Genomic DNA, 24,145 nt, shown 5'->3' with positions numbered 1-24,145 from the left:
CGCAAGGAGTCTCTCTCATGCGTACTGCGAAAACACGCCGCTTCGGCGGGGTGGCGCTGGTGTGCCTCCTCGCCGTGTCGTCGGCCACCGCCGCCGAGGCCGAACCCGGCCGCGGCGGCCCGACCACGGTCACCGTCGAGGAGGGCACGAACCTCGCGGTGGCGGTGTCGCCCCGCGACGGCCGGATCGTCTTCGACCTCCAGGGGCAGCTGTTCTCGATGCCGCGCGCGGGTGGCGCGGCGACCGCGATCGGCGACGACTTCCTCGACCCGTTCTGGCCGGTGTTCTCGCCGGACGGCGGCCGCATCGCCCTCCAGTCGTTCGTCGAGGGCATGTTCCACATCCGCACGGTGGACGCGGACGGCCGCGACCCCCGGCAGCTGACCCGCGGCGAGTACGACGACCTGTACCCCGCGTGGTCGCCGGACGGCAAGCACATCGCGTTCACCTCGGACCGCCAGGGCACCGAGGACATCTGGACCGTCGACGTGGCCTCCGGCGAGCTGAAGCGGATCACCTCGGCCCGGACCCGCGAGATCCAGCCGACGTGGGCGCCCGACGGCCGCAGCATCGCCTACGTCCAGGGCAACTCGGTGGAGAGCGTCGACCTCGCGACCGGCGCGGTGCGCACGGTCGTCCCGGCCGGGCAGGGCGCGGTGGCCGCGCCGTCGTGGTCGCCGGACGGCCGGCGGCTCGCGTTCGTCCGCGGCGGTCCCGCCGGTCGGACGCTCGCCGTCGCGGAATCCGGTGCGGTGCGCCAGGTCGGCACCTTCGACGACGTGTTCCAGTTCCCGCCGCGCTGGCTGTCCGCCGACGAGGTGATCTACGGCGCGAACGGCCGCGTCGTGGTCACCCACGTCGGCAGCGCGTCCACGCGCGTCGTGCCGTTCAAGGCGACGTTCTCCCTCGACCGGCGGCCCTACCAGCGCAAGGACTACGACTTCGACAGCCGCCGGGAGCAGCGGGTGCGGGGCATCGTCTCGCCCGCCCTGTCACCGGACAACCGGACGGTCGTGTTCAAGGCGCTGAACGACCTGTGGCTGATGCCGGTCGGCGGCCCGCCGAAGCGGTTGACCCGCGACCAGTTCCACGAGACCGACCCGGTGTGGTCGCGGGACGGCGCGAGGATCGCCTACGCCTCGGACAAGGCGGGCACCGAGGACCTGTACGCCGTCGAGGTGGCCACCGGCAAGGAGCAGCGGGTCACGTCGCTGCCCGGCGCGGAGGTCGCGCCCACGTGGTCGCCGGACGGCCGCGCGCTGGCGTTCCAGGACCAGAACGCCCAGACGTTCACGGTGGACCTGGCCGGCGGCACGCCCACCCGCGTGCTGGGACCGCAGAACGCGCCCGGTCGGCCGTCGTGGTCGCCGGACGGCCGGACGCTGGCGCTCACCGTGAACGTCGCCGAGCGCAACCAGATCCTGCTGGCCGACGTCGCCTCCGGCCGGACGAGGACGTTCGAGCCCGTGCCGTTCGGCTCGGTGTCCACCCGCGGCGACGACGGCCCGCTGTGGTCGCCGGACGGCAGCCTGCTGGCCTTCTCGATGGACAGCACGATCTGGGTGCTGCCGATCGCCAACGGCGGGCCGAGCGGACCGCCGCGGCAGGTCACCCGCGAGGCGAGCGACGCCCCGAGCTGGGGTGACGCCAAGACCCTGCTGTACCTGAACAACGGCAGGCTGCGGCTGACCAGCGTGGACGGTGCGAAGACGCAGGACGTGCCGGTCGACCTGGGCTACGCGCGGGACCAGCCGGACACGCGCCTGGTGATCCACGCCGGCCGCCTGTGGGACGGCCGCAACGCCGCGCCGCGCACCGACGTCGACATCCTGGTGGTGGGCAACCGGATCCAGAAGATCGAGCCGCACCGCCCGGACCGGGTCGGCGCGGGCTGGCGGTTCGTCGACGCCGGCAAGCTGACCGTCACACCCGGTCTGGTGGACATGCACGTGCACCAGGAGATGCGGTCGAAGTTCGTCGGCGACCGGCTGGGCCGGCTGCTGCTGTCCTACGGCATCACCACCACCCGCTCCACCGGCGACCCGGCGTACCGGGCGCTGGAGGACCGCGAGTCGCTGGACGCCGGCGCGCGGACCGGGCCCCGGTTCTTCATGACCGGCGAGATGCTGGAGGGTTCGCGGGTCGGGTGGGAGTTCGCCCGCCCGGTGCGCGGCGAGCAGCAGTTGGCGCTGGAGCTGTCCAGGGCGCGCGAGCTGGACTACGACCTGGTGAAGACCTACGAGCGCTTCCCGTTCGACTGGCAGGCGCGGGTGACCGACTTCGCGCACCGGTTGGGCATCCCGACCACGTCGCACTACCTGTACCCCGGTGTGGCGCACGGCGTGGACGGCAAGGAACACCTCACCGGCCCGACCAAGTGGGGCTTCGCGTTCGCCCGCGACTCGTCGGGCAACGGCCCGTACAAGGACGTGATCCAGCTCGCGGCCCGCAGCGGGATGGCGGTCAGCACGACGCTGTTCAGCTCCAGCTCGCTGCTCGCCGACGACCCGGCGGTGGTCGAGGACCGGCGGGTGCGCACGCTCTACACCGACCAGGAGCGGCAGGTCCTGAACGCGAAGCTGCTGTGCGCGCAGGGCAAGGGGCCGTGCGGCTTCCTGGACGGCTCGCCCGAGCAGGCGCGACGCCAGGTCGACATCGTCAAGCGGCTGCTGGCGGCCGGCGGCACCGTGCTGGCGGGCACCGACGCGCCGCTGGACACGATGGCGGTGAGCCTGCACCTCAACCTGCGGGCGATGGGCAAGTACGGCGTCACGCCGTTCCAGGTGTTGCAGAGCACGACCCTCGTGCCCGCGCGGCACCTGGGCGTCGAGGACGACCTCGGCAGCGTGGAGGAGGGCAAGCTGGCCGACCTGCTGTTCGTCGAGGGTGACCCGAGCCGCGACGTGGCGGCCCTGGCGAACGTCCGCTCCGTGGTGAAGAACGGCCGGGTGTCCACTGTGGACGAACTGCTCGCGCCGTACGCCGGTCGCCCGGCGTCGGGGTGACCGCGTGAGAGGTGCCCGGTCCCGGTGCGTCCGTCCGGGACCGGGCACTCCGCCGGCCCGCGTTGGCCGACCGGCCCGCTGCGGCGGTCCGCGCCCCCGGCGCGGGGTGACCGGGTGCGGGGCGGTCGGGTGCGGGGGTCGGGTGCGGGGAGCCGGTGCTCAGGAGGCGTTGCCGAACAGGTCGGTCGTGCCGACGGGTCGCGCGGTGAGCCGGCCGTCGGGCGTGAGCAGGACGACCGCGGACCCGACGCCGACCGCCGCCGTCCCGTCGCCGCGGGCCGTCGCGCGGCTGAACGTCGTGGAGTCGATCGGCACCGAGCCGGTGACCCGCCCGGTGGCGAGGGACACCGCGCTGATCGACCGCTCCCGGTCGTTCAGGTCGCGGCTGTGCACGACCAGCACGTGGCCCGTCGGGAACCCGGCCGCCGCCGTGCCGTCCACGACCAGGCCCGCGCCGTGGAACACGACGTCGCCGACCGGCTCGGGCCCGCCGCCGGGTCCGGTGCGGACCAGCACGTGGCCCGGCGCGCCGCCGGGTCGGGGTCGCAGCTCGACCCGCCCGTCCGGCACGTCCGCCGCGGTCACGGGTCCGGGCGGGGTGGTGGGCAGCGCACGCTCGGACAGGACCCCGGCCCACGTCGCCGCGGTCCGCGGGTCGGCGGGCGTCGCCGCCGCGGTGTCCAGGGCGATGGTCAGCACGCCGCCGTGGCCGTTCATCACGACCACGCGGCGGTTGTCCGGGTCGTACCGGTAGGCCCAGCGGGCGGCGACGAAGGCGTCGCCCAGGCCCTCGACGCCGTCGCCCTCGGCGACCGTCGACCCGTCGGCGAGGTCCAGCACCACCAGGCCGCCGTCGGTGGCGAGGTAGGTGTAGCGCTGCCCGGAGGCGAGCACGGACGCCTGCCAGACCAGCTCGTCGGAGAGCTGGGTGTCCCACCGCACGTCACCCGACGCGGCGTCCAGCGCGGCCAGCCGCACCTGGAACATGTCGCGGGCCATCAGCTGGAACATGCCGCGCGCGCCGTGCCGCTCGTAGGGCACGAGCAGCACGTCGCGCCCGTCCACCGAGGCGACGCCGGGGTCGGGCTGGACCCGGACATCGGCCTCGGGCGCGAGCAGGTAGGAGCCGCCGAAGAACAGCACGGCGAACAGCAGCGTCGGGAGCAGCAGGAGCAGCGGGGCGCGCCGGCGCACGCGCGGCGTCTCGTAGGGCGCGACCGGCTGGTGCAGCGACGGCACCTGGTACGGCTGCGGTGTCTGGTACGGCGGGTACATCCCGTCCGGGCCCTTCGTCGTCATGCCGCAGAGCTTCCGGCGCGGGTGCCGCCTACCGATCACAGGAACGCCCCGCGCACGGCTCCCCACCAGCGCGGACGCCGGACCGGCTAGGCTCGTCCGGGTGAGCACCGCGCGGGCCGTCGCGACGGCGTCGACACCGAGGGGGCTGCTGCTCGACCAGGCGTGGTCCGCGCTGGGCGAGTCGGTCGCGCCGCTGAGCAACGAAGCCGGTCGGCCGCTGGCCCGCACGGTGAAGCTGATCCTCGACCCGCTGGTGCTGCGCCCGGTGCTGCACCCGGAGTTCGCGGCGGGCCCGGTCGCCGCCGAGCACGCCGACGCGTTGCGGGAGCGGGTCGTCCGGGCCGGTCCGGTGCTCGCCGCGACCGCGGCGTGGTTCCTGGTGCTCAAGAAGGAGCGCAGGCGCGCGGGCATCACCGACGGCAACCCGCAGGACCTGTACTTCCAGCGCTGCTACGAACTGGCGACCGCGCACGGCGACCCGAGGCTCGACCCGGCCGCCGCCGGGCGGGCCGCCGACGTGCTGGCCGAGGTGCACGGGCAGGGCGGGCCGACGGCGGCCGGCCTGCGCCGGTTCGTGACCGACCCCGGCCAGGCGGCCGAGCTGACCCGCCTGCTCGACGAGGCGTGGGGTGGCGGACCGGACCGCACCGGTGTCGGTGCGGGGCGGCCGGGCGATGGTGTCGGTGCGGGGCGGCCGGGCGATGGTGCCGATCGGGGCTGGCTCGACCACGACGTCGCCGATCGGGGCCGGCGGGGGCGCGACGTCGCCGGCCAGGGGCGGTCAGGCCGCCCCGACGCCGGCCACGGCGGTGCCGGCGGCGCGCGACCGGACCCGGCGGCGCGGCCGGAGGACTTCCTCGCCACCTGCGCGACCGCCCCGGACCCGGACCTGTTCGCCGCCCTGGTCGCCGACCGGGTGGGCGCCAGGGGTGCGGTCGGGTTGGCGGAACCGGGGCAGGCGCGGGCGCACGGCCTGTCCGACCGCGACCGCCCGGTCCGGCCGGAGCTGGGTGCGACGGCGGCCACGCGGAACCTGCCCAAGCCCTTCGACCGGTCGATCGTGGAACGCCTGTTCGTCCCGCTGACCAACGCCCATCGGGACGCCCTGGCCGACGTGCCGTCGTTGGTGCGGCAGGAGATCGCGCGGTCGGCCGGGCCGTGGCAGCTCGCCGAGGAGGTCGGCCGCGTGGTGATGGTGCTGGGTCGGGCAGCCTCCGCCGGCCTGTCGGACGCCGCGCCGACGGGCGCCGCGCCGACGGGTGCCGGACCGGTGGGTGCCGAGCTGACGGGTGCCGCGCCGACGGGCGCCGGACCGGTGGACGTCGGCGCGGTCGCCGCCGGCCTGTCGGACGCCGGCGCGACGAGCGACGCGGCGGCGCGGTTGCGGGCGCGCTGGGATCGCGAGGCGTACGTGCGGCGCGTGCGGCGGATGCCGTCCGCCGTGCCGGACGGGGTCCGGGCGGACGTGCTCGACGTGCGGCAGGCGTACCTGCGCCGGCTGTGGGTCCGCACGCACGGCCGCGAGCTGCGGCGCGAACCCGTGCCGGTGGACGGGCTCTGGGACGTGCTCGACGGCGTGCTGCGGTCGGTGATCCTCGACCAGCGCGACCGCCTGCGGTCCGCGCTGGAACGGCGGGCGGCGGGATGAGCGCGCGCGTGGTGCGGACCGGTGACGGGGTGGCGGTCGGCGACTGGCCGCCGCACCCCGAGCGGGCGGCGGTGCTGGAGGCGCGTGGCGCGCTGCTCGCGTGGGACGTCCTGACCGGCGGCGCGGCGCCGGCGGCGCGCGTCCACGACACCGCCCGCGCGGCCGACTGGCTCTGGGAGGTGTACGGACCCGAGGCGGCGGACGGCATCCTCGGCGACGCGGGCACCGTGGCGGTCGGCACGGGCGGTCCCCCCGACGGGCCGGCGGCCGGCGGCCCGGGAGCCGCGACGCTCGACGCGGCGCGCACCGTCGCCCACCTGGACTGGGCGGAGGCGTGGTGGCCCGCCTCCGCGATCGCGGGCGTGCCCGCGCTCGACCCCGCCGTGCTGCGCGCCGAGCGCGCGGTGGCGACCGCCGTCGTGGAACACCTGCTGGACGACGAGGACGCCACCGCGCGGGCACTGCGCGCGGTCACCGCCGACCCCGGGGTGGAGGGCCTCTCGGCGCGGCTCGCCGCGCTCGCCGAGGACTACGGCGTCGTGGTGCCGCCGGCGGTCCGGGCCGGCCGCGCCGAGTACGCCCTCGCGGCGGGCGACGCGGACCGGGTCGACGGCGTGACCGTCCACAGTGGATCGGACGCGGTCGACTGGGCGCTGGTGCCCGCGGGCGCGGTGGACGCGGCGGCCGAGGCGCGCTGGGCGGTCGTCCGGCGCGGCGGTGAGACCTCCCTCGACGTCGCGGTGGCCGCCGGCCCCCGGCCGGAGGTCCGGCTGGCGGCGCGGTTCGACCGGGTGGACGTGCCGTTGGACCGGGTCGACGGCCTCGGCAGGCACGTCGGCCGCGTGCCGGTGCCGCCGACGGTGCTCCTGCTGCCGCCGGACCGGCGGCGGCTCACCGTGTACGCCCCGGACTTCGCCGCGCCGACGCCGGAACCCGACCCCGACGCCCCCGCGCGCCGGGCGGCGCTCCTCGACTACGCCCGGTCCCGGTCGGGCGCGCCGTCGGCGACGTGGACCGAGCGGACGGCGGGTCGCCGGTGAGCCGGTGGGCCGAGCTGAACGACGAGGGCGTGCGGCTGCTCCAGCACGGCGACGTCGCCGAGGGCCGCTCGGCGCTGCGCGCCGCGCTCGCTGTGGCCGTCGGCGACGAACGGGTGGCCGCCCTGGTCAACCTGGCCGCCGCCGAGGACCTGTCCGGCGCGCCCGCCGAGGCCCTGGACCTGCTCACCGAGGCGGTCGACCTGGCCGACCCGGTGTCGCGCGCGGTCGTCGTGGCCTCGCGCGGGGAAGTCCTCGCGCGGCTGGATCGCTGGGACGAGGCGTGGCAGGACCTGACGCGCGGTCTGGCCGACGCCGACGCGCGCGGGCAGGCCGTGCTGCGCAACGCCCGGACCGGCCTGCTGATGGTCGCGGGCAGGCTCGCGGAGGCGGAGGCGGAAGCGCTCGCCACGGTGGACCTCGCCGCGGCGAACGCGCCCGAGGTCGTCCCGCACGCGTACGCGAACCTGGCGCGGATCGCCGAGGCGGGCGGTGACGAGGCCCGCGCGGCGGAGTTCCGGGACCTGGCGGAACGGCCCTGTGGCGTGCGCCCGGTCGACGCCCGGTGGCACGAGTGCGTCCGGCGCAACGCGGAGGGCGCGGCGCTCGCGGCGGCGGGTCGGGTCGAGGCCGCCGAGTCGGCGTTCGCCGCCGCCCACGCCGCCACGCTCGGGTCCGACGACACCGAGGCGCTGGTCTGCCGCGCGGCCGTCGCGGGCAACCGGGCCGGGGCGGCCGGTGCGCTCGGCGACGGCGCGGCGGCGCTGCGCTGGAACACCGAGGCGGTGACCTGCGCCCGGACCGTCGTCGCCCGCGTCGGCGACGAGTACGGCACGGTCGGCGTCCTCGTCAACGCCCTGCTCGCCCGCGCCGGGAACCTGCGGCACGCGGCCCGGCACGCGGAAGCGCTGGCGGACCTGGACGAGGCGGCGGCGCTCGCGGGCGGTGAGCCGTCGATCGCGGCCGTCCGGGCGTCCGTGCTGGCCGCCTGCGGGCGGTTCGCCGAGGCGGCGGACGCGGCGCGCGCGGCGCTGGACCTCGCCTACGGCTCCGCGCCGGAACTGGCGCCGTTCGTGCACACGACGCTGGCCGGGATCGCGGGCGCGACCGGCGACCGGGCGGGCGGCGCGGAACACCTCGGCCTGGCCCGCGACCTGGCGCGGGCGACCGGTGACGCGGCGGCGGAGGCGACCGCCGTGCTCAGCCTCGCCCGGCTGGCGTACCTGGAGTCGGCCAACGAGCGCGCGGCAGCGCTGTACGACGAGGCCGAGGGGTTGGTGCGCGCGACGGGCGACCGGCACGGCCTGGTGGTGTGCCTGCTCGGGCGGGCGGCCGTCGAGGTCGGCGCGGGTCGGCCGCGCGCGGCGCTGGACCTGCTCGACCGGGCGGTGGCGGGACTGGGCGACGGCGCGACGCCGGTCGAGCGGATCGCGGTCGACCAGGTGCGCGGCGCCGCCCTGGAGGCGTCGGGCGAGTACGCGGCGGCGGACGGGCGGTACGGCGCGGCGGAGCGGACCGCCGGGCGGGCGGGGCTGTGGCACGTGGCGCTGGGCATCGCGTGGTGGCGTGCGGACGCGCTGCTCCGCTGGGCGTCCACGGTGGACGGTGAGGAGCGGCGCGCGCTGTGCGGGCGTGCGCTGGACCACGCGCTGCCCGCCGCGCTGGCGGCCGAGGCGGTGCGGCAGCGGTTCGCCCACGGCCCGCTGCGCGAGCGCTGGGTGGCGCTGGCCGCCGCGCCCGCGATCCGGTCGGCGTTCGCGGCGCTGTCGTCGGTGGGTGACGTCGGGCTGGCCGCCGAGTACGTGGACCACCTCGCCGGCGCGGTGTCGTTGAGCCCGGCCGGGTGGTCGGCTCCGGCCGGGGAGCGGTCCGGTCCGGACGGGGTGTCGGGTTCGGCGGGTGTGCCACCGGGTTCGGCGGGCGCGTCGTCGGGTCCGGACGGGGTGTCGGTGGACCCCCTTGGGGCACCGCCGCTCGCACGTGACGAACTGGTGGCGCTGCCACCGCCGCCGAGCGCGGAGGAAGGCCATCTCCCTTACGCGGCCGCGTACCTGGACGGCGTCGGCGACGACCCGGCGTTCCCGGCGGCGGGTTTCGCCCTGCCGCCGCGCGTGCGGCTCGACCCGGCCGTACCGTCCACTTTGGATGCTTGGATCGAGGTCGCCGAGCGCCGTTACGGCTTCCCGGTGCGGTCGGCGGAGGTGGTGGCGTCGTGGTAGCCGTGCAGCTGAAGCTCGTGGACGCGGGCGACCTCTACGCGTCGTGGCGGTGGGAGGACCGGCCGGACGAGCCCAGGGTGATCCGCGTGCCGCGCGACCTGGTCCGGGAGGCGTTGGACGACCTGGCCCGCGCCGTGCCCTCGCCGCTGCCGGGTGAGAGCGCGGACGAGGCGCTGGCCCGGTCGCTCACCCGCGGCCCGCTGGTGGACCGCGACCGGGAGGTCGACCTGGCCACGCGACTGGCGCGGGCCCTCGTGCCCCACCGGTTGGCGGCCGAGCTGAATTCGTTGCTGGAGCGGGGTGTCCGGCCGCACCTGCGGATCAGCCCGTCACCGTCGACGGCGCTGGTGCCGTGGGAGGCGCTGCGGGTCGACGAGGCCGAGCGGATCGTGCACACGACGGACGTCTCGGTCCTCCCGCCCGCGACCGTGCGCAACGCGGTCGGCCGCCGGGTGTCGCCGTTCCGCGGCCCGGTCGTCGGGGTGCTCGACCCGAGGGTGCCGGGCTTCGGCGACGCGTCCGGGCTCGGTTCCGTGCTCGGCGACGTCGGCCCGGAGCTGCGCGCGCTGGCGGCGGGGCAGGTGCCCGGCGGCGTGCGGCGCGACGACGTCGACCGGGATTTCCTGGAGCGGGCGCTGGCCGACGCGGCGCGCCTGCTCTACGTCGGCCACGTGACGACCGGCGGGCACGGCCTGGCCGCGCGGCTGCACCTGTCGTGCCGCGCCGACACCACCACGGGCCGGGCCGCGCCCGTCGGCGCGCACCGGCCGCTCACGGCGGCCGACCTCGTGCTGGGCCACCGACCCGGACCGCCCCGCCCGTGGCGGATGCCCAACCGGGTGGCGCTGGTGGCGTGCGAGAGCGGCGGCGACGTCCGGTTCGCCGAGCCGTCCGGCCTGGTGACGGCGATGGTGCACGGTGGAGCGGAGTACGTGCTGTCGACGCGGTGGACCCTGCCGACCGACGCGGGCCTGACCGCGCTCGTGCCGGGCTTCCCGCCCACGCCGGTGCTGGGCCGCGCGGTGTCGGCGGTGGACCGGGCGCAGTCCGCCGCGGACCCGGTCGCCGCGCTCGGCGCCTGGCAGCGCGAGCAGGCCACCCGCTGGGAGCGGACCGGCGACCCGGCGTGCTCGCCGGTGGTGTGGGCGGCGTTCGCGACGGCCTGGGCCCCCGCGCCGCGAGCCCGGAACTCCTGATCGGGAAGCCGGCTGTCACTTGCGGTGAGCGGTAGTGTCCGTCGCGTGACGGCTGCGGAGAACCCACCCGACCCCGCCGGGCGGCCGGGCGAGACCGATCCCCGGTTCGCCCTGATGGACCTCGCCATGAGCTACCTGTTCCCGGCCGCCCTGCGGGCCGCCGCGGTGCTGGGCGTGGCCGACCACCTGACCGGCGGGCCGCGTCCGGTCGCGGAACTCGCCGAGGCGGTCGGTGCCGACCCGCTCAACCTGTACCGGACGCTGCGGCTGCTGGCCACGCGGGGCATCTTCACCGAGGACGACGCCGGTCGGTTCGCGCTCACCCCGGCGGCGGAGCTGCTGCGCGCGGACGTGGCGTCGTCGTTCCGCCCGGCGGTCCTGATGCTGACCGACCGGACGTTCTGGCGGCCCGCCGGCGAACTGGCGACGACCGTGCGCACCGGCGCGTCGGCGTTCGAGGAGCTGTTCGGGATGCCGTTCTTCGACCACTTCGCGCGCGACGCCGACACCGCGGCCGTCTTCCACGTCGGCATGGCGGCCATGTCCGACCCGGAGAACCCGCTCATCGCGCGGGCCTGCGACCTGCCGCCGTCGCCGGTGGTGGTGGACCTCGGTGGTGGTCACGGCGGCCTGCTGCTGGCCGTGCTGCGCGACCACCCCGACGCGCGGGGCGTGCTGTTCGACCGGGAGCACGTGCTGGCCGGGCACCGGCTCGGCGAACTCGGCGCGGACCACCGCTGGGACCTGGTCGCCGGCGACTTCTTCACCGAAGCGCCGCCCGGCGACGTGTTCCTGATCAAGCGGATCCTGCACGACTGGGACGACGAGCAGTGCGCGCGCATCCTGCGGCACTGCCGGCGGGCCGTGTCCGAGGGGGGTCGCGTCCTGGTGGTCGACGCGGTGGTCCCGCCGGGCAACGAGCCCGATCCCGGCAAGGTCATCGACCTGCTGATGATGAGTTCGCTGACCGGGCGGGAGCGCACGCGCGCCGAGTTCGAGGCCCTGTTCGCGGCGGCGGACCTCCAGCTGACCCGCGTGATCCCGACCGGGACGCGCCTGTCGATCGTCGAGGGCGTCCCCGCGCAGTGACCCGCGCGCGGGCCGCCGCCGCGACCGGTCGCGCGGGCCGCCGCGACCGGTCGAAGCGCGTTCGCGCGGCTGGAACACGATGTGCCACCGCTGGTGGTTGCCCCCGTTGTGGGTCCAGGTCGGTGCGGGAGGTGGCCGAGACCTTGTTGCGCAACCTGGGCGTGCCGGCGACGTGCGCGGACGTGGCGCGCCGCCGGCACCCGCTGCCCGGTACCCGTTGCGCCTCATCGACCTGGTGGAGGCCGGCGCGAGCCAGGCGGCGGTCGCCCGCCGCCGGACCGACCACCGCCCGGTGGTGCAGGCGTTCTGCCACGTGGCGGCGTCCTTCACGCCGACCCAGCCCCCGGCCGGGCCGCCAACGGCGTCAGCACTCGGTTCCCGGTTCCGGCATGATCCGGCTGGTGAGGTAGCGATCGATGTGCGCCCGCGCGCACGGGTTGTCGAGGTACAGCGTGTGACCGGCCGCTTCGTGCCGGATCGTCCTGCTGCCCGGCACTTGGGCGACGACCCTGCCGACCGCGTCGATCTCGTTCCACGCCCCCGCGCCGAGCAGCGGCGGCAGGTGCCGGGGCAGCGGCTGGGGTGGGTTGGTCACCGGAGTCGGCCACCCCTCGCACCGCAGCAGGTTCATCGGCAGCGGGGCCGAGGCGCCGACGTGCGGGGCGGTTCGGTGGAGCTGGTCCGTCATGGCGGACAGGCGCTGGTAGCCGTGCGCGCGTGGCCAGTCGAGGCACTCCACCGCGCCGGGAGCCGGGACGGCCGGGTAGGGGAGGCGGGCGCCGGCCGGCGCGAACCCCGAAGCGTCGCCGCGCTCGGCGTCCCGGATCGCCTCGGCGAGCCTGCCCCACCGCTCGGGCCCGCGCAGCGCGGCGAGGAGCCCGAGGGCGCGCAAATCCCTCCCGCTGTAGTCGGCGTCCACCGAAGGCGCGGGAATCGGCTCGCGGTCCGCTCTCGCGGTCACCTCGCGCCAGTGGCGGGATGCGTCGCCGCCGTGCAGCGCGCAGGACGTGTCCGCGGCGCACCAGTCGAAGAACCGTCGTAGGGTCCGCTCGTGGTCCTGGGCGAGGGCGGCGAGCTCGGACTGCCAGTTCTCGTTGCTGTGGCTCCAGGTGCCGTCCAGCACCAGCGTACGCACCCGGTGGGGGAACAGCCGGGCATATGCCTGGCCGAAGAAGCCCGCGTAGGAAGCGCCGTAGAAGTTCAGCTTCGGCTCACCGAGCGCGCGCCGGATCGCCTCCATGTCCCTGGCGTTGCTCGCCGAGTCCATGTTGTCGAACAGCTCCGGATCGGTGCTGCGGCACTTCTCCGCGTCGGCCCGGTTCGTCGCGGTGAGCTGCTCGTATTCGGCCTCGTCGCGCGGATACCGGGGGACCACGGCCATCCGCCAGTCACATCGCAGGCGCGGGGTGCTCATGCCGAGGTTGCCGGGGCCGCCGCGGATGTCCCAGGTGACGACGTCCATTCGGCGGCGCAGCCCGCCGTAAGCCTCACCGAAGAGGTCGCCCAGCGCTCGCACGTAGCCGCCGGAGGGGCCACCGAAGCCGACCAGCACGCTGCCTCGGGCACGCCCCTCGGCCTTCAACCGGCCGAGCACGAGGGTCACGGTCCGACCGCGTGGCTCGGACCAGTCCACGGGGACGTCGAGCGTGGCGCATTCGACCCCGGACCTGCCGCCCCCGTCCGGGCACGGCGCCCAGTCCAGGCGCGAGGCGGGCGCTGGTTCCGCGATCGCCGGGGCGACCGTGAGCGGTGCGAGTGCGACGACCGCCACCAGGGTGATGAGTCGTCGGAGATGTCGATTGGCCATGTCCCGATCGTTCCGGGCGCTGATGGCCGCGCGCGTCTGCGCGGAGGTTGATCTCCGGGATCCGTCCGGGGACGCACCCCGGTCCCCGGAACCGGTGCCGCCTCTGTCCCTGGACCGACATCCCGAGGATGGATGTCCGCGGTGATCGGCGCCGATAGCGTTGTGCCGTGCATGAGTCCGACGAGGTGTCGCCGTTCGCCAGGCTCGGCCGCAAGCACCTGATCGCGCTCGACGGCCTGCTGGCGCTCGAGTACGCCGTCGTCCTGGTGGCGACCGTCCTGGCCAGGCAGGGCGGTTGGCCGGAGTGCCTGCTCGCCGCCGGTATCGCGCTGCCGCTGTCGGTGCGCCGGGTCCGGCCTCGTGCGGTCTTCGGCACGGTCACCGCGCTGTCCGTCCTGGCGGTGAGCCTCGACCTGGTCGGCGAGCCGTTCTTCGCCGCCGCCTTCGCGCTCTACACCGTCGCGCTCACCAGTCCGGGACGCGTCCGGGTGACCACCAGGGCGATCCTGGTCGCCGGCGTGGTCGGCGCCGTCGTCCTCCCCCTGCTCGGCCTGTACCCCGCTCCCGAGCCGGGCAGCGCGAGCCTGTTCCCGGTCGGCGCGATCGCGCTCGGCCTCGCGTGGACCCTCGGCCAGGTGGTCCGGGAACGACGGACCCACGCCGCGGCGGCGGCGCGGCGGGTCGCCGAGCAGGCCGTCACCGGGGAACGCCTGCGGATCGCCCGCGAGCTGCACGACGTCGTCACGCACGGCGTCGGCCTCATCGCGGTCAGGGCCGGCGTCGCCCACCACGCCCTGCGCTCCCGGCCCGACGCCGACCCCGAGGTGCGGGCAGCGCTCGCGGACATCGAGACGGCCGGCCGCACCGCGCTCGCCGAGATGCGCCGGATGCTCGGTGTGCTGCGCCCGGACCGGGAACACGCCGAGGACGGGCGGTTGCGCCCGCAGCCGGGGCTCGCCGACCTCGCCGATCTCGCCGGGATGGCCGAGAAGGCCGGGGTAGCGGTCGAACTGGACGTGCGGGACACGCCGCCGTTGACGCCGGGCCTGGAGCTGACGGCCTACCGGATCGTGCAGGAGGCGTTGACCAACGTGGTGAAGCACGCCGCGCCCACGCGCTGCGAGGTGACGGTCCGAGCGGGCGCGGGCGACCTGCGGATCGACGTCGTCGACGGCGGAACCGGTCGCGGTGGCGGGGCTGCCCGCCGCGGGTCCGAGGGCGGCAAGGGGCTGATCGGCATCCAGGAACGGGTGCTGATGTACCAGGGCGGGTTCACCGCGGGACCGAGGCGGGGCGGCGGGTTCGCGGTATCCGTGCGACTGCCCCTCACGTCGGCGGTCACGACGTCCGGGCGGAACGGGTGAACGGCGTCGACGCGGCGCCGATCCGCGTCCTGATCGCGGACGACCAGGCCCTGCTGCGCGGCAGCTTCCGCGCCCTGCTCCAGACCGCACCGGACCTGGTCACCGTCGGTGAGGCGGCGACGGGGGCGCAAGCGGTCGAACTCGCCGCGGTCCACCGGCCGGACGTGGTGCTGATGGACGTGCGCATGCCGGAGATGGACGGCATCGAGGCCACCCGCCGGATCTGCGACTCCCGCGGGACCGGGCAGGCGCGGGTGCTCGTCCTGACCATGTTCGACCTGGACTCCTACGTGCACGCCGCGCTGCACGCGGGAGCCAGCGGCTTCCTGCTCAAGGACACGCCACCGGCCGACCTGCTCGCCGCGATCAGGACCATCGCGGCCGGCGAGGCGCTGCTGGCTCCTTCGGTGACCCGCAGGCTCATCGCCGCGTTCAGCCGCCCGGCGCCCGCGCCGCCGGCCACCGGCGAGCTGGACGCGCTGACCGCGCGGGAGCTGGAGGTGTTCGTCCTGGTGGCGCGAGGACTGTCCAATGCCGAGATCGCGGCGCACCTGCGGCTCAGCACGGGCACCGTCAAAACGCACGTCAGCCGCCTGCTGGCCAAACTCGACGTGCGGGACCGCGCACAACTGGTCATAGTCGCCTATGAAACCGGCGTGATCACACCGGGGCGATGAGGACAGCGCGCGCCACTTTTGCGAAAGCGGGCGATCCTCCACTGCGAAGGACGTTTGTCACCGACCCGCGCGTGCTTCGCCCCGACTCGTCGGTCCACTGTGGGTCGATCCGGTGGCGGGTGAATACGACCGGCGTACCGGGGCCGCGCGAATGCCGCGTCCCATATGGCTTTCCGCTGATCGCGGCAACGCTGTTCGCCGTATTGCCCCGACCGCGCCGAACGATAACCTGATCCGGTCGGGGCGGGGGTGGTCGATTTCCCCTGAGGCGAACCACACTCTCACCTGGAGGTTCCATGAGATCCCTCGCACGCCTGGCCCGGCTGTCGGCGGCCGCCGCCTCCGCCGTCCTCCTGCTCGCCGCCGGCGCCACCGCCGCGCACGGCGCGCCGGCGCCGGGCACCGGCCTGACCGCGCCGGGAACCGGCGTGTCGGCGTTCCCCGCCGCCCACCTGGTGTCCCGGATCGCGCCCCACCGCTGCCTCGACGTCGACGCCCGGACCCTGAACAAGCCGCGCTCCAACGTCCAGCTCTGGGACTGCCGCTGGGAAGGCGACCCCGACCAGCCGCACCAGCTCTTCGACCAGCTGTCCATCCTCGACCGGCCCTCGTACGAGTTCCGGCTGCGCAACCAGAAGTCCGGCAAGTGCCTGACCTACCACCCCGGCGGCTACCCCAAGCCGGTCTGGGTGGAGCGGTGCGACCGGGAAGGGCAGGGGTGGCGCGTCCAGGCCGTGTCCGGTGGCCACCAGTTCGTCGCGATCCAGACCGCCGGGCTCTGCCTGAACGTCGTGGAGACCAGCGGACCGCCGCGGGCGGGCATCGACCTCTGGCAGTGCGCCGAGCAGCCGCACAACACCTGGACGGTGTCCTGACCCGGTCCGCGGGGAGCCCGAGCAGGGCTCCCCGCCCCGCGCTCACCGCGCGCCCGGTCCGGGCAGCCAGCGCGGCATCGCGGTGGCGACCAGCAGCGGCACCACCGCGAAACCGGCGAACAGCGCCGCGATCCCGAACCAGCCCGACCCGACCGCGTACCAGCCGTAGAACGCGATCGCCACCGCGTCGGTGCCCAGGCCCGCCACCGACGTGACGGTCGCGCGCGCCGTGCCGCGCACCACGTCCTGGAGCCGCGCCTGGGCCAGCACGATGCTCAACTGCACCACGCCGAGCCCCGCGGCGACCGGCACGACGCCCAGCGGGTGCCCGCTCGACGCGCCCACCGCGAGCAGCACCGCCGCCGCGCCCAGCGCCGGCGCCAGCGCGGTGGGGCGCAGCGCGGCCAGCCTGCCCGCCAGCCAACCGCCCGCCGCCTTCCCGGCCACGGCGAGGATCACCATCAGCGGCACGGTCGCGGTCGGCACCCCGGTCGAGCGCGCCAGCAGCGGCAGGTACTCGTCGAGCACCAGCACGGCGGGCAGGACCGCCGCGAGCAGCGCGGCCCGGCGCACCACGACGTCGCGGCGCACCTCGGACAGCCCCGTCGCGAGCATCCCGAGGTAGGCCGTGAGCCGGTGCCCGCGCTCCGGGCGCCGGGCCCCCGCGCCCTCCGGCAGGCACAGCGCCACCGCGGCGGTCACCAGGCACACCGCGCCGCTGACGACCTCCACCAGGACGTACGACCCCAGGGCGAGCAGCGGCGCGGCCAGCGCCGTGGCCGCCACGTTCGCGGTCAGCGCGGCCACCCGCGACCGGCCCATCAGGCGCGGGTAGCGGGCCGTGTCGCCGGTGGCCCGCAGGTGGTCGTACACCAGCGCCTCCAACGTGCCGGAGGTCAACGCGTGGCACGCGCCCCACAGCACCGCCCCGAGCACGAAGGCCGGGTACGAGGGGAACAGCACCCACAGCGCGAAGCACAGCGCCCGCGCCGACGCGCCGAGCGCCAGCAGCCGGCGGCGCGACGTGACGTCGGCCCACGCGCCCGACGGCACCTCCAGCGCGAGCGCGGCGAAGGCCAGGATCGCGAACAGCGACGACACCTCGACCGGGCCGAGCCCCGCGTCGGTGAACAGCAGGACGACCACCGGCACGACCGGGACGAAATCGTTCAACGCGGCGAACAGGTACAGGCCGGTGGTCAATCCCGAGGAAACGGAGGTTTGCGCTGTCAACGGTGGTCCCCGCCCCTCGATCATCGGCCGACCGCGAACATACCAGGCGGTCCGCCCGTGTTCCGCGATTCCAATTCACCGGGTATTCCCACCGACCGGCCGACCTGTGCTCGCGCGCGACGACCGGTGGTGGCCGCGAGTACTTTGGCGAGCGAAGGGGAAATCGAGGCGAATGGGGACGCAATGCGTATTCTTCTGGTCAAACCACCGATTCGGGCGTGCATGGTGGAAGTGGGCAGGCACGTACCGATCGGGCTCGCGTACCTCTCCGCGACCCTCCGCGCCGCCGGTCACGAGACGGTGGTGTTCGACGCGCTCGCGCACGTCGAGGACAACCACGTGGTCCCGGACGACGAGCTGACCGGTGTCGAGCGGCTCAAGCTGGCGACGCACCCGCGGTGGCGGCACGTCGTGCACTGGGGCGCCCGGTGGGAGCGCATCGCCGAAGCCGTCGCCGCGAGCCGGGCCGACGTCGTCGGCATCTCCTGCATGTTCACGCCGTTCTACGAGTCCGCCTACGACCTCGCGCGGCTGACCAGGTCGTTGCTGCCCGAGGCGGCCATCCTGCTCGGCGGGCAGCACGGGACCGTGTTCTTCCACCACACCTTGCAGGTTCCCGAGATCGACGCCGTGGTGCTCGGTGAAGCCGAGTCGACGGTCGTCCCGCTGGTCGCGGCGATCGAGGAGGGCCGGCCGTTCGACGGGTTGGCGGGCGTGGCGTTCCGCTGCGGCGCGGGTCGCTGCGCGTGCGGGACGCCGGGGCCACCGCACGTCCGGCCGCGCGCGCCGTTCGTGCCGGACCTCGACGCGCTGCCGATGCCCGCCGTCGACCAGCTGGACTTCGCCCGCTACGACCACACGACCACGTTGATCACCAGTCGCGGTTGCCCGTTCTCGTGCACCTTCTGCACGGTGCACGCCACGGTCGGGCGGGAGTTCCGCGCCCGGTCGCCGAAGCACGTGGTGGACGAGATCGAGCACTGCGTCGAGCGGCTCGGCGTGCGCCGGTTCCTCATCGAGGACGACAACTTCACCTTCGACGTCGACCGGGTGCACGCGATCTGCGACGAGATCCTGGCGCGCGGGCTCGACGTCCGGTTGCGGCTGCCGAACGGCATCACCGTGGTCAAGCTGACCGAGGACCTGGTCGGCAAGATGGTGTCGGCCGGGTTCGAGAGCCTGTTCTTCGGCCTGGAGACCACCGACGTGAAGCGGCTGCGCAAGATGCGCAAGGGGTTCACCTCGCTGCCCAAGGTCGCCGAGGGCGCGTCGTTGTTCGAGAAGTACGGGCTGAGCGTCAACGGCTCGCTGATCGCCGGGCTGCCCGGCCAGACGCTGACCGAGATCGTGCAGGACTCGGTGAACTGCGCGGTGCGGGAGGTGCGGTTCTACACCAACCCGTTCTACCCGATCCCCGGTTCGCCGGACTACCGGACCTGCCTGGCCGAGGGGCTGATCGACCCGCTGACCGAGCCCGCGCTGTTCGACCAGTTCAACTTCGCGTTCGGCAACGGCGAGCTGACCTCGGAACAGCTGTACTGGACCTGGATCGGCACGCAGGCGATGGCGCTGTGGCCGCGGTACGCGGTCGAGGGCAGCACCCGGCGCGCGGACGGGCCGGTGACGCCGGCGGAGGCCGCCCGGCGGCTGGTCGAGCACAGCGCGGCGCTGAAGGCGTCCGGCCAGCGGCTGGACGTGTGCGCCGTCGTGCAGGACTACCGGGTCGTCGAGGGGGGTTTGCTCGTCCGGACCGCGCGGGAGAACTGCTTCTGCGCCATCCAGCGGGTCGCCGACGACGTGCGCAGGACCGGCACGACGGACCTGTGCCTGTTCTCCGGCGACGTCATCGCCGCGGCGATCGCCGGGTACACGGGCGTGCCGCACGCGGCCGAGCAGGTCGCGTCCGACGTCGGGCAGGGGTGCTCGTTCCTGTTGCGCCCCACCGAGGCCGAGCCCGTCGCGCCGATCCAGCGGGAGTTCGTCGCCCGGCTCGACGCCACCCGGCGGGAGGTGGTGGAGGAGGAGGTCGCCGTCGGGTGACCCGGACTCCGCGGTGCCGCGCCCGCACCGCCGCTGCCCCCGGCGACGTCGTCGCCACGCCGCCACCCGGCCCGCCGTGCGCCGTCCGGTGTGCCGGGCGTCGCCGTGCTCTAGAGTGGAGGGGCGGCCACGGCGCGGACGGTGTCCGACCCCGGCCGGTGGCGGAGGACGTGACAGGGAGCGGCAGCGTGGGAGCCAGGAGCACGCCGGGTTCCGCGCGCAGGCCCACCCTCCACGACGTCGGGCGGCTGGCGGGCACCTCGACGGCCGTCGTCAGCTACGTGCTCAACGGCGGGCCCCGACCCGTGTCGGACAAGACCCGGATCAAGGTCGAGGAAGCCATCCGGATGCTCGGCTACCGGCGCAACCCGCTCGCGGGCGCGTTGAGCGGCGGCCGGTCCAACCTCGTCGGCCTGCTGGTGCCCGACACCGCGAACGCCTTCTTCGGCGAGCTGTCGCGCTGCGTCGAGGCCGAGGGGCGGCGGCGCGGCCTGCTGACGCTGCTCGGCAACACCGGCTACCACTCGTCGCTCGGCGACGAGTACGGCGAGGCGTTCTCGGAGCTGCGCCCGCGCGGCATCTTCGTCACGACCGGCCAGCAGCCTCGGCACGAGGACGAGACCCCTCGCGTGTACGTGCAGTGGGCCGCGCCCGACCCCACCTCGCCGAGCGTGACGTTCGACGACTTCGGGGGCGCGCGGCTCGTCGTCGAGCACCTGATCGGGCACGGCTACGGCGACATCGCCTGCGTGGCCGGCGAGATCGAGGCGGGACCGGCGATCGGCCGCGAGGGCGGCTGGCGGCGGGCGATGGAGGACGCGGGGCTGCCCACCGAGGGCAGGCTGGTCCGGGCGTTCTTCGACCGGGTCGAGGCGGAGCGGGCGGTGCGGCGGGTCCTGGAGGGCGACGACCGGCCCCGCGCGATCTACGCCACGACCGACGAGCAGGCGCTCGTGACGATCCGCACGGCGACGAGCCTGGGGCTGCGCGTCCCCGACGACCTCGCGGTGGTGGGGTTCGACGGCGTCCGCGAGGCGAGGCTCGGCAGCTTCCCGCTCACCACCGTCCGCCTGCCGTTCGAGGAACTGGCCGTCCGCGCTTTCGACGCCCTGGACGAGACCTTCTACGGGGGCGGCGGTCCGGGTGCGACGGTGGTGCTGGACGGCACGCTCAGCATCGGTGTGACGTGCGGGTGCGAACCCGTTGCCACCGCAGGAGGTTGACGCGCCCGGTCACGGGTGCGGCTCCCGCGAGCACGTGGGCGGCTGACGACGCGCCGGCCCCGCCGCGCGAGCGCGTGACGGGACCGACGTCCTCCGGCGCGCCTTACGACGCGGGCTCGTGCTCGTCGGACTCGTAGTTCGGGCTCAACGACAAGGCGCTGAAGCGGAACGGCCGGTCGACGCGGGTGAAGCCGAGCGGGCAGTGGCGGACGCCCGCCGGGAGGTACACGGAACCGCTCGTGGTGATGGTGTGCCGGACGCCCTCGATGTCGAGGTAGATCTCCGCGCCGAGGTCGTCCGGGTCGTCGGGGTCGTTGCCGTGCCAGATCAGGACTTCGTCGTAGTCGTGCTCGTGCTCCTTCACCCACTGCACCGGCTCGGAGCACTCCCTGATCCACGTGTAGGTCAGGTGGATCTTGCTGGCGGGCACGTCCTTCGAGCGCATCAGGGCGAGCGCCGGGCCCACGTTGTCCGGTTCGACGACGCCGGCGGCGGCGCCTTCGTTGACGAGGTCGTCGATGCAGTTCGGCATCTTCCTCACGAACAGGTGCTCGTACGGACTGGTCATCGTCCCTCTTCTCCGGGTGGTTCCCCCTGGCGGTCGGCGCCGAGGCTAGCAACGTTCTAAACGATTAGATAGACCTGCGCTGCCTCTTCCGCGCCGCACGGAGTCGACGTACTGTGTGGCGCAGTTCATCCCGGACCGAGCAGGGGGAGCCCGGTCTAACGGCTTAGATCCAGGACCATCCGCCACGCGGAACCGGAGGTGCCCAGTGCTGCGCAGACCCCCACGCGCCCGGCCGGTCGCCGGGTCGGGCACGCCGTTCGGACGCCCGTCGTCCCGGCTGCTCGGCGCGGTGACCGGCGTCGTGCTCGTCACGGCGACCCTGGCGGGCTGCTCGCCGCCCGAGCGGGCGGGCGCGGGCGCGGGCGGCACCCTCCGCATCGCCGCCGCCACCGACGCGGGCGAGACCCTGAACCCCTACGCGAGCAACCAGAGCCCCACCCAGCAGCTCCGCAGCGCGCTGGTGTACGAGGGCCTCACCCGCCTGAGCCCCGAGGGCGAGGTCGAGTGGCGGCTGGCCACCGACATGACGCCGGACGACGGCTTCCGCGCGTGGACGATCAAGCTCCGCCCCGGCGTGCTGTTCACCGACGGCAGCCGCTTCACCTCCGCCGACGTGGTCGCGAGCATCAAGCACCTCCGCGACCCCGCCAACGCCGTGCAGGGGCTGGCGTTCATCGAGATGATCGACCCGGCCGCCGTGGCGGCGGTGGACGAGCTGACCGTCCGGGTCGGCCTGAGCGAGCCCTTCGCGCCCTTCAAGGACATCTGGGCCAACGTCCTGCTGCCCATGACCAAGGCCGGCTCGGTGCCGGAGCGGCCGATCGGCACCGGGCCGTTCGCCGTCAAGGGCTTCGCCGCCGGCCGGCAGTCCACACTGGAGCGGTTCGACGGCTACTGGGGCGACCGGCCCAAGCTCGGCGCGGTCGAGATCACCGAGTACCCGAGCCAGCAGGCGCAGGCGAACGCCCTGCTGTCGAACCAGGTCGACATCGCGTCGGGCGCGACACCCACCATCGCGAAGTCCCTCGCGGGCCGCGACGACGTCGAACTGCTCGACAGCAAGGGCGACTTCACGCTGCGGATCGGTCTCAACACGACGGTGGCGCCGTTCGACGACGTGCGGGTGCGGCAGGCGCTGCGCCTGCTGGTCGACCGGGAGCAGGTGGTGTCCAACGCCTTCGGCGGGTACGCGCGGGTGGCCAACGACCACGAGGGCGGCACGCCGAGGTGCGGCGCGCCGGACCTGTCCCAGCGCGAGCAGGACGTCGAGCGGGCGAAGCAGCTCCTGGCCGAGGCGGGCCACGGCGACCTGTCGTTCGCGATCACGACCGACGGGCTCCTGCCCGGCATGCGGGAACTGGCCCAGGTGTTCTCCGAGAACGCCGCGAAGGCGGGCGTTCGGGTCGAGGTCAACGTCGTCACGGTGCCGGAGCTGCTGTCGAAGTGGGGCCAGTGGCCAGCGTTCATCGACTTCAACCCGATCCCGTACCTGCCGACCGTGCTGGGCGGCCTGCTGCCGGGCCGCGTCGGCAACGCCACCCACTGGGACGACCCCGAGTTCGTCGCGCTCGCCGACCGGCTGTTCGTGGCACCCGAGGGCGAGCGGTGCCCGATCATGAACCGGATGCACCGCATCGAGCACGAGCAGGGCGCGATGATCACCCCGGCGTTCGTCAACGTGCTGATGCCCCACCGCGCCGACGTCCGCGGGCTGGTGCCGGACGTGAACGGCCGCCCGCTCTCCTTCCTGACGAACGTGACGGTCGGGCGCTGACCCGACCCGGAAGGGCCTGCCCGAGCCGGCTCGGGCAGGCCCCACCGCACCGACCCACCACACGCGAACGGCGGAGGTTGACATGCCTCGACTGACGACGCGGGCGTCCGTCCCCGCGCGAAGCGCGCCACCGGGTCCGGGTGGCGCGACGACCCGGTGGCTGGTCCGCCGGCTCCTGCTCGGCGTGCTCGTGCTGCTCCTCGTCTCGGTCCTGCTGTTCCTCGTGACGCAGGCGCTGCCGGGCGACGTGGCGCGGATCATCCTCGGCAAGGACGCGACGGCCGAGCAGGTCGCGGCGCTGCGCGGGCAGCTCGGGCTCGACCGGTCGCTCGTCGCGCAGTACTGGCAGTGGCTCTCGGGCGTGCTCAGCGGGAACATGGGCACGTCGCTGGAGAGCGGCGAACCCGTGGCGGACGTCATCGGGCCGCGGGCGTTCAACTCGTTCGCGCTGGGCGTCACGTCGCTGGCCCTGATCCTCCCGCTCGCCGTGGTCGTGGGCGTGGTGAGCGCCCATCGGCGCGACAGCGCGCTGGACAAGGCTTTCGTGGCGGTGTCGTCGCTCTTCACCGCGCTGCCCGCGTTCGTCGTGGGGATGCTGCTGATCGCGTTCTTCGCCACGTCCGTCCTCGACGTGCTGCCGGGGGTGTCGGACATCCCGCCGGGCGACCTGCCCTGGTGGTACCCGGCGGAACTCGTCCTGCCGGTCACCACCCTCACGCTGATGGGCGTCATGTACCTGGGGCGGCTGGTCCGCGCCTCGTTCATCGACGCGATGAACAGCGAGTACGTCCAGACGGCGGTCTTGAAGGGGCTCAGCGGTCGGCGCGTCCTGTTCCGGCACGCGCTGCCCAACGCGGTCGCGGCGAGCCTGCCGGCGGCCGGTCTCGTCGCGGCGGTCACCATCACGGGCGTCGTCGTGGTCGAGCACGTCTACTCCTACCCCGGCCTCGGGTCGGCGGTCGTCGGCGCGGTGAACTCGCACGACCTGCCCGTGCTCCAGGCGTCCATCCTCATCCTCGCGACCGCGTACTACCTGTTCAACCTCCTGGCGGACGTCCTCGCGGCACTGGGCGGGGCGCGATGAAGGAGCG

At 74.9% G+C, this 24,145-nt stretch carries 17 protein-coding genes; 13 read left to right on the top strand and 4 right to left on the bottom strand.

Annotation, left to right across the window (positions count from 1 at the left end; translation table 11 throughout):
• Positions 1 to 17: 17 nt before the first annotated feature.
• The gene (locus C8E97_RS22310; RefSeq protein ID WP_121007450.1) at positions 18 to 3,005 is read left to right on the top strand and encodes an amidohydrolase family protein; all 2,988 of its coding nucleotides are present in this window, start codon (positions 18 to 20) and stop codon (positions 3,003 to 3,005) included.
• A gap of 159 nt (positions 3,006 to 3,164) precedes the next feature.
• On the opposite strand, the gene C8E97_RS22305 is transcribed toward C8E97_RS22310, so the two are convergent.
• Entirely contained in the window at positions 3,165 to 4,304 is a 1,140-nt protein-coding gene (locus C8E97_RS22305; RefSeq protein WP_147455204.1) for a PA2928 family protein, read from the bottom strand.
• Positions 4,305 to 4,404: 100 nt separating this feature from the next.
• Between C8E97_RS22305 and C8E97_RS22300 the strand changes: the two genes are divergently transcribed.
• Genes C8E97_RS22300 through C8E97_RS22280 form a run of 5 tightly spaced genes read left to right on the top strand, consistent with a single transcriptional unit; the run spans position 4,405 to position 11,493 of the window.
• A complete protein-coding gene (locus C8E97_RS22300) occupies positions 4,405 to 5,952 on the top strand; it encodes a hypothetical protein (protein ID WP_121007448.1) in 1,548 nt (515 codons plus the stop codon).
• On the top strand, positions 5,949 to 6,992 hold the full coding sequence (locus tag C8E97_RS22295; protein ID WP_121007447.1) for a hypothetical protein: 1,044 nt from the start codon (positions 5,949 to 5,951) through the stop codon (positions 6,990 to 6,992). The genes C8E97_RS22300 and C8E97_RS22295 overlap by 4 nt, the downstream gene beginning before the upstream one ends.
• Positions 6,962 to 9,208: a hypothetical protein gene (locus tag C8E97_RS22290; RefSeq protein WP_121007446.1), complete on the top strand. Its 2,247-nt coding sequence runs from the start codon at positions 6,962 to 6,964 to the stop codon at positions 9,206 to 9,208. The genes C8E97_RS22295 and C8E97_RS22290 overlap by 31 nt, the downstream gene beginning before the upstream one ends.
• A complete protein-coding gene (locus C8E97_RS22285) occupies positions 9,202 to 10,404 on the top strand; it encodes a CHAT domain-containing protein (RefSeq protein ID WP_121007445.1) in 1,203 nt (400 codons plus the stop codon). Before C8E97_RS22290 ends, C8E97_RS22285 begins: the two co-directional genes overlap by 7 nt.
• Positions 10,405 to 10,449: 45 nt before the next feature.
• Positions 10,450 to 11,493 carry a methyltransferase gene (locus C8E97_RS22280; protein ID WP_211347112.1) on the top strand — a complete coding sequence of 348 codons (1,044 nt, stop codon included), beginning with the start codon at positions 10,450 to 10,452 and terminating at the stop codon, positions 11,491 to 11,493.
• 364 nt (positions 11,494 to 11,857) lie between these two features.
• On the opposite strand, the gene C8E97_RS22275 is transcribed toward C8E97_RS22280, so the two are convergent.
• Positions 11,858 to 13,096 (bottom strand): alpha/beta fold hydrolase, encoded by a 1,239-nt coding sequence (locus C8E97_RS22275; protein WP_170211958.1) that lies wholly within the window; start codon positions 13,094 to 13,096, stop codon positions 11,858 to 11,860.
• 371 nt (positions 13,097 to 13,467) lie between these two features.
• On the opposite strand from C8E97_RS22275, the gene C8E97_RS22270 reads away from it, so the two are divergent.
• The 3 genes from C8E97_RS22270 (at position 13,468) to C8E97_RS22260 (ending at position 16,216) form a co-directional block, all read left to right on the top strand.
• Positions 13,468 to 14,664, top strand: a complete 1,197-nt coding sequence (locus C8E97_RS22270) for a sensor histidine kinase (RefSeq protein WP_121007443.1) — start codon at positions 13,468 to 13,470, stop codon at positions 14,662 to 14,664.
• Entirely contained in the window at positions 14,661 to 15,341 is a 681-nt protein-coding gene (locus C8E97_RS22265) for a response regulator (protein ID WP_170211957.1), read from the top strand. The genes C8E97_RS22270 and C8E97_RS22265 overlap by 4 nt, the downstream gene beginning before the upstream one ends.
• Before the next feature lie 296 nt (positions 15,342 to 15,637).
• Positions 15,638 to 16,216: an RICIN domain-containing protein gene (locus tag C8E97_RS22260; protein ID WP_121007442.1), complete on the top strand. Its 579-nt coding sequence runs from the start codon at positions 15,638 to 15,640 to the stop codon at positions 16,214 to 16,216.
• Between the two features lie 42 nt (positions 16,217 to 16,258).
• Here C8E97_RS22260 and C8E97_RS22255 read toward each other — a convergent pair whose 3' ends face one another.
• Complete coding sequence (locus tag C8E97_RS22255; protein WP_170211956.1) at positions 16,259 to 17,419, bottom strand: MFS transporter; 1,161 nt, start codon at positions 17,417 to 17,419, stop codon at positions 16,259 to 16,261.
• A 261-nt stretch (positions 17,420 to 17,680) separates the two neighbouring features.
• On the opposite strand from C8E97_RS22255, the gene C8E97_RS22250 reads away from it, so the two are divergent.
• Both C8E97_RS22250 and C8E97_RS22245 read left to right on the top strand, forming a co-directional pair.
• Positions 17,681 to 19,489, top strand: coding sequence for a B12-binding domain-containing radical SAM protein (locus tag C8E97_RS22250; RefSeq protein ID WP_170211955.1), 1,809 nt, complete (start codon positions 17,681 to 17,683; stop codon positions 19,487 to 19,489).
• Between the two features lie 188 nt (positions 19,490 to 19,677).
• Positions 19,678 to 20,712, top strand: coding sequence for a LacI family DNA-binding transcriptional regulator (locus tag C8E97_RS22245; RefSeq protein WP_121012112.1), 1,035 nt, complete (start codon positions 19,678 to 19,680; stop codon positions 20,710 to 20,712).
• Positions 20,713 to 20,815: 103 nt separating this feature from the next.
• Here C8E97_RS22245 and C8E97_RS22240 read toward each other — a convergent pair whose 3' ends face one another.
• Positions 20,816 to 21,280: a hypothetical protein gene (locus C8E97_RS22240; protein WP_121007439.1), complete on the bottom strand. Its 465-nt coding sequence runs from the start codon at positions 21,278 to 21,280 to the stop codon at positions 20,816 to 20,818.
• A gap of 205 nt (positions 21,281 to 21,485) precedes the next feature.
• Here C8E97_RS22240 and C8E97_RS22235 point away from each other — a divergent pair, with 205 nt between their 5' ends.
• Positions 21,486 to 23,054: an ABC transporter substrate-binding protein gene (locus C8E97_RS22235; protein WP_246019071.1), complete on the top strand. Its 1,569-nt coding sequence runs from the start codon at positions 21,486 to 21,488 to the stop codon at positions 23,052 to 23,054.
• A gap of 82 nt (positions 23,055 to 23,136) precedes the next feature.
• Positions 23,137 to 24,138, top strand: coding sequence for an ABC transporter permease (locus tag C8E97_RS22230; protein ID WP_121007438.1), 1,002 nt, complete (start codon positions 23,137 to 23,139; stop codon positions 24,136 to 24,138).
• Positions 24,139 to 24,145 lie beyond the last annotated feature (7 nt).

It is taken from the genome of Saccharothrix australiensis, assembly GCF_003634935.1.
GTDB lineage: Bacteria > Actinomycetota > Actinomycetes > Mycobacteriales > Pseudonocardiaceae > Actinosynnema > Actinosynnema australiense.
The sequence above is the reverse complement of the archived record's forward strand: the minus strand, read 5'-3'. Positions and strand labels throughout refer to the sequence as shown.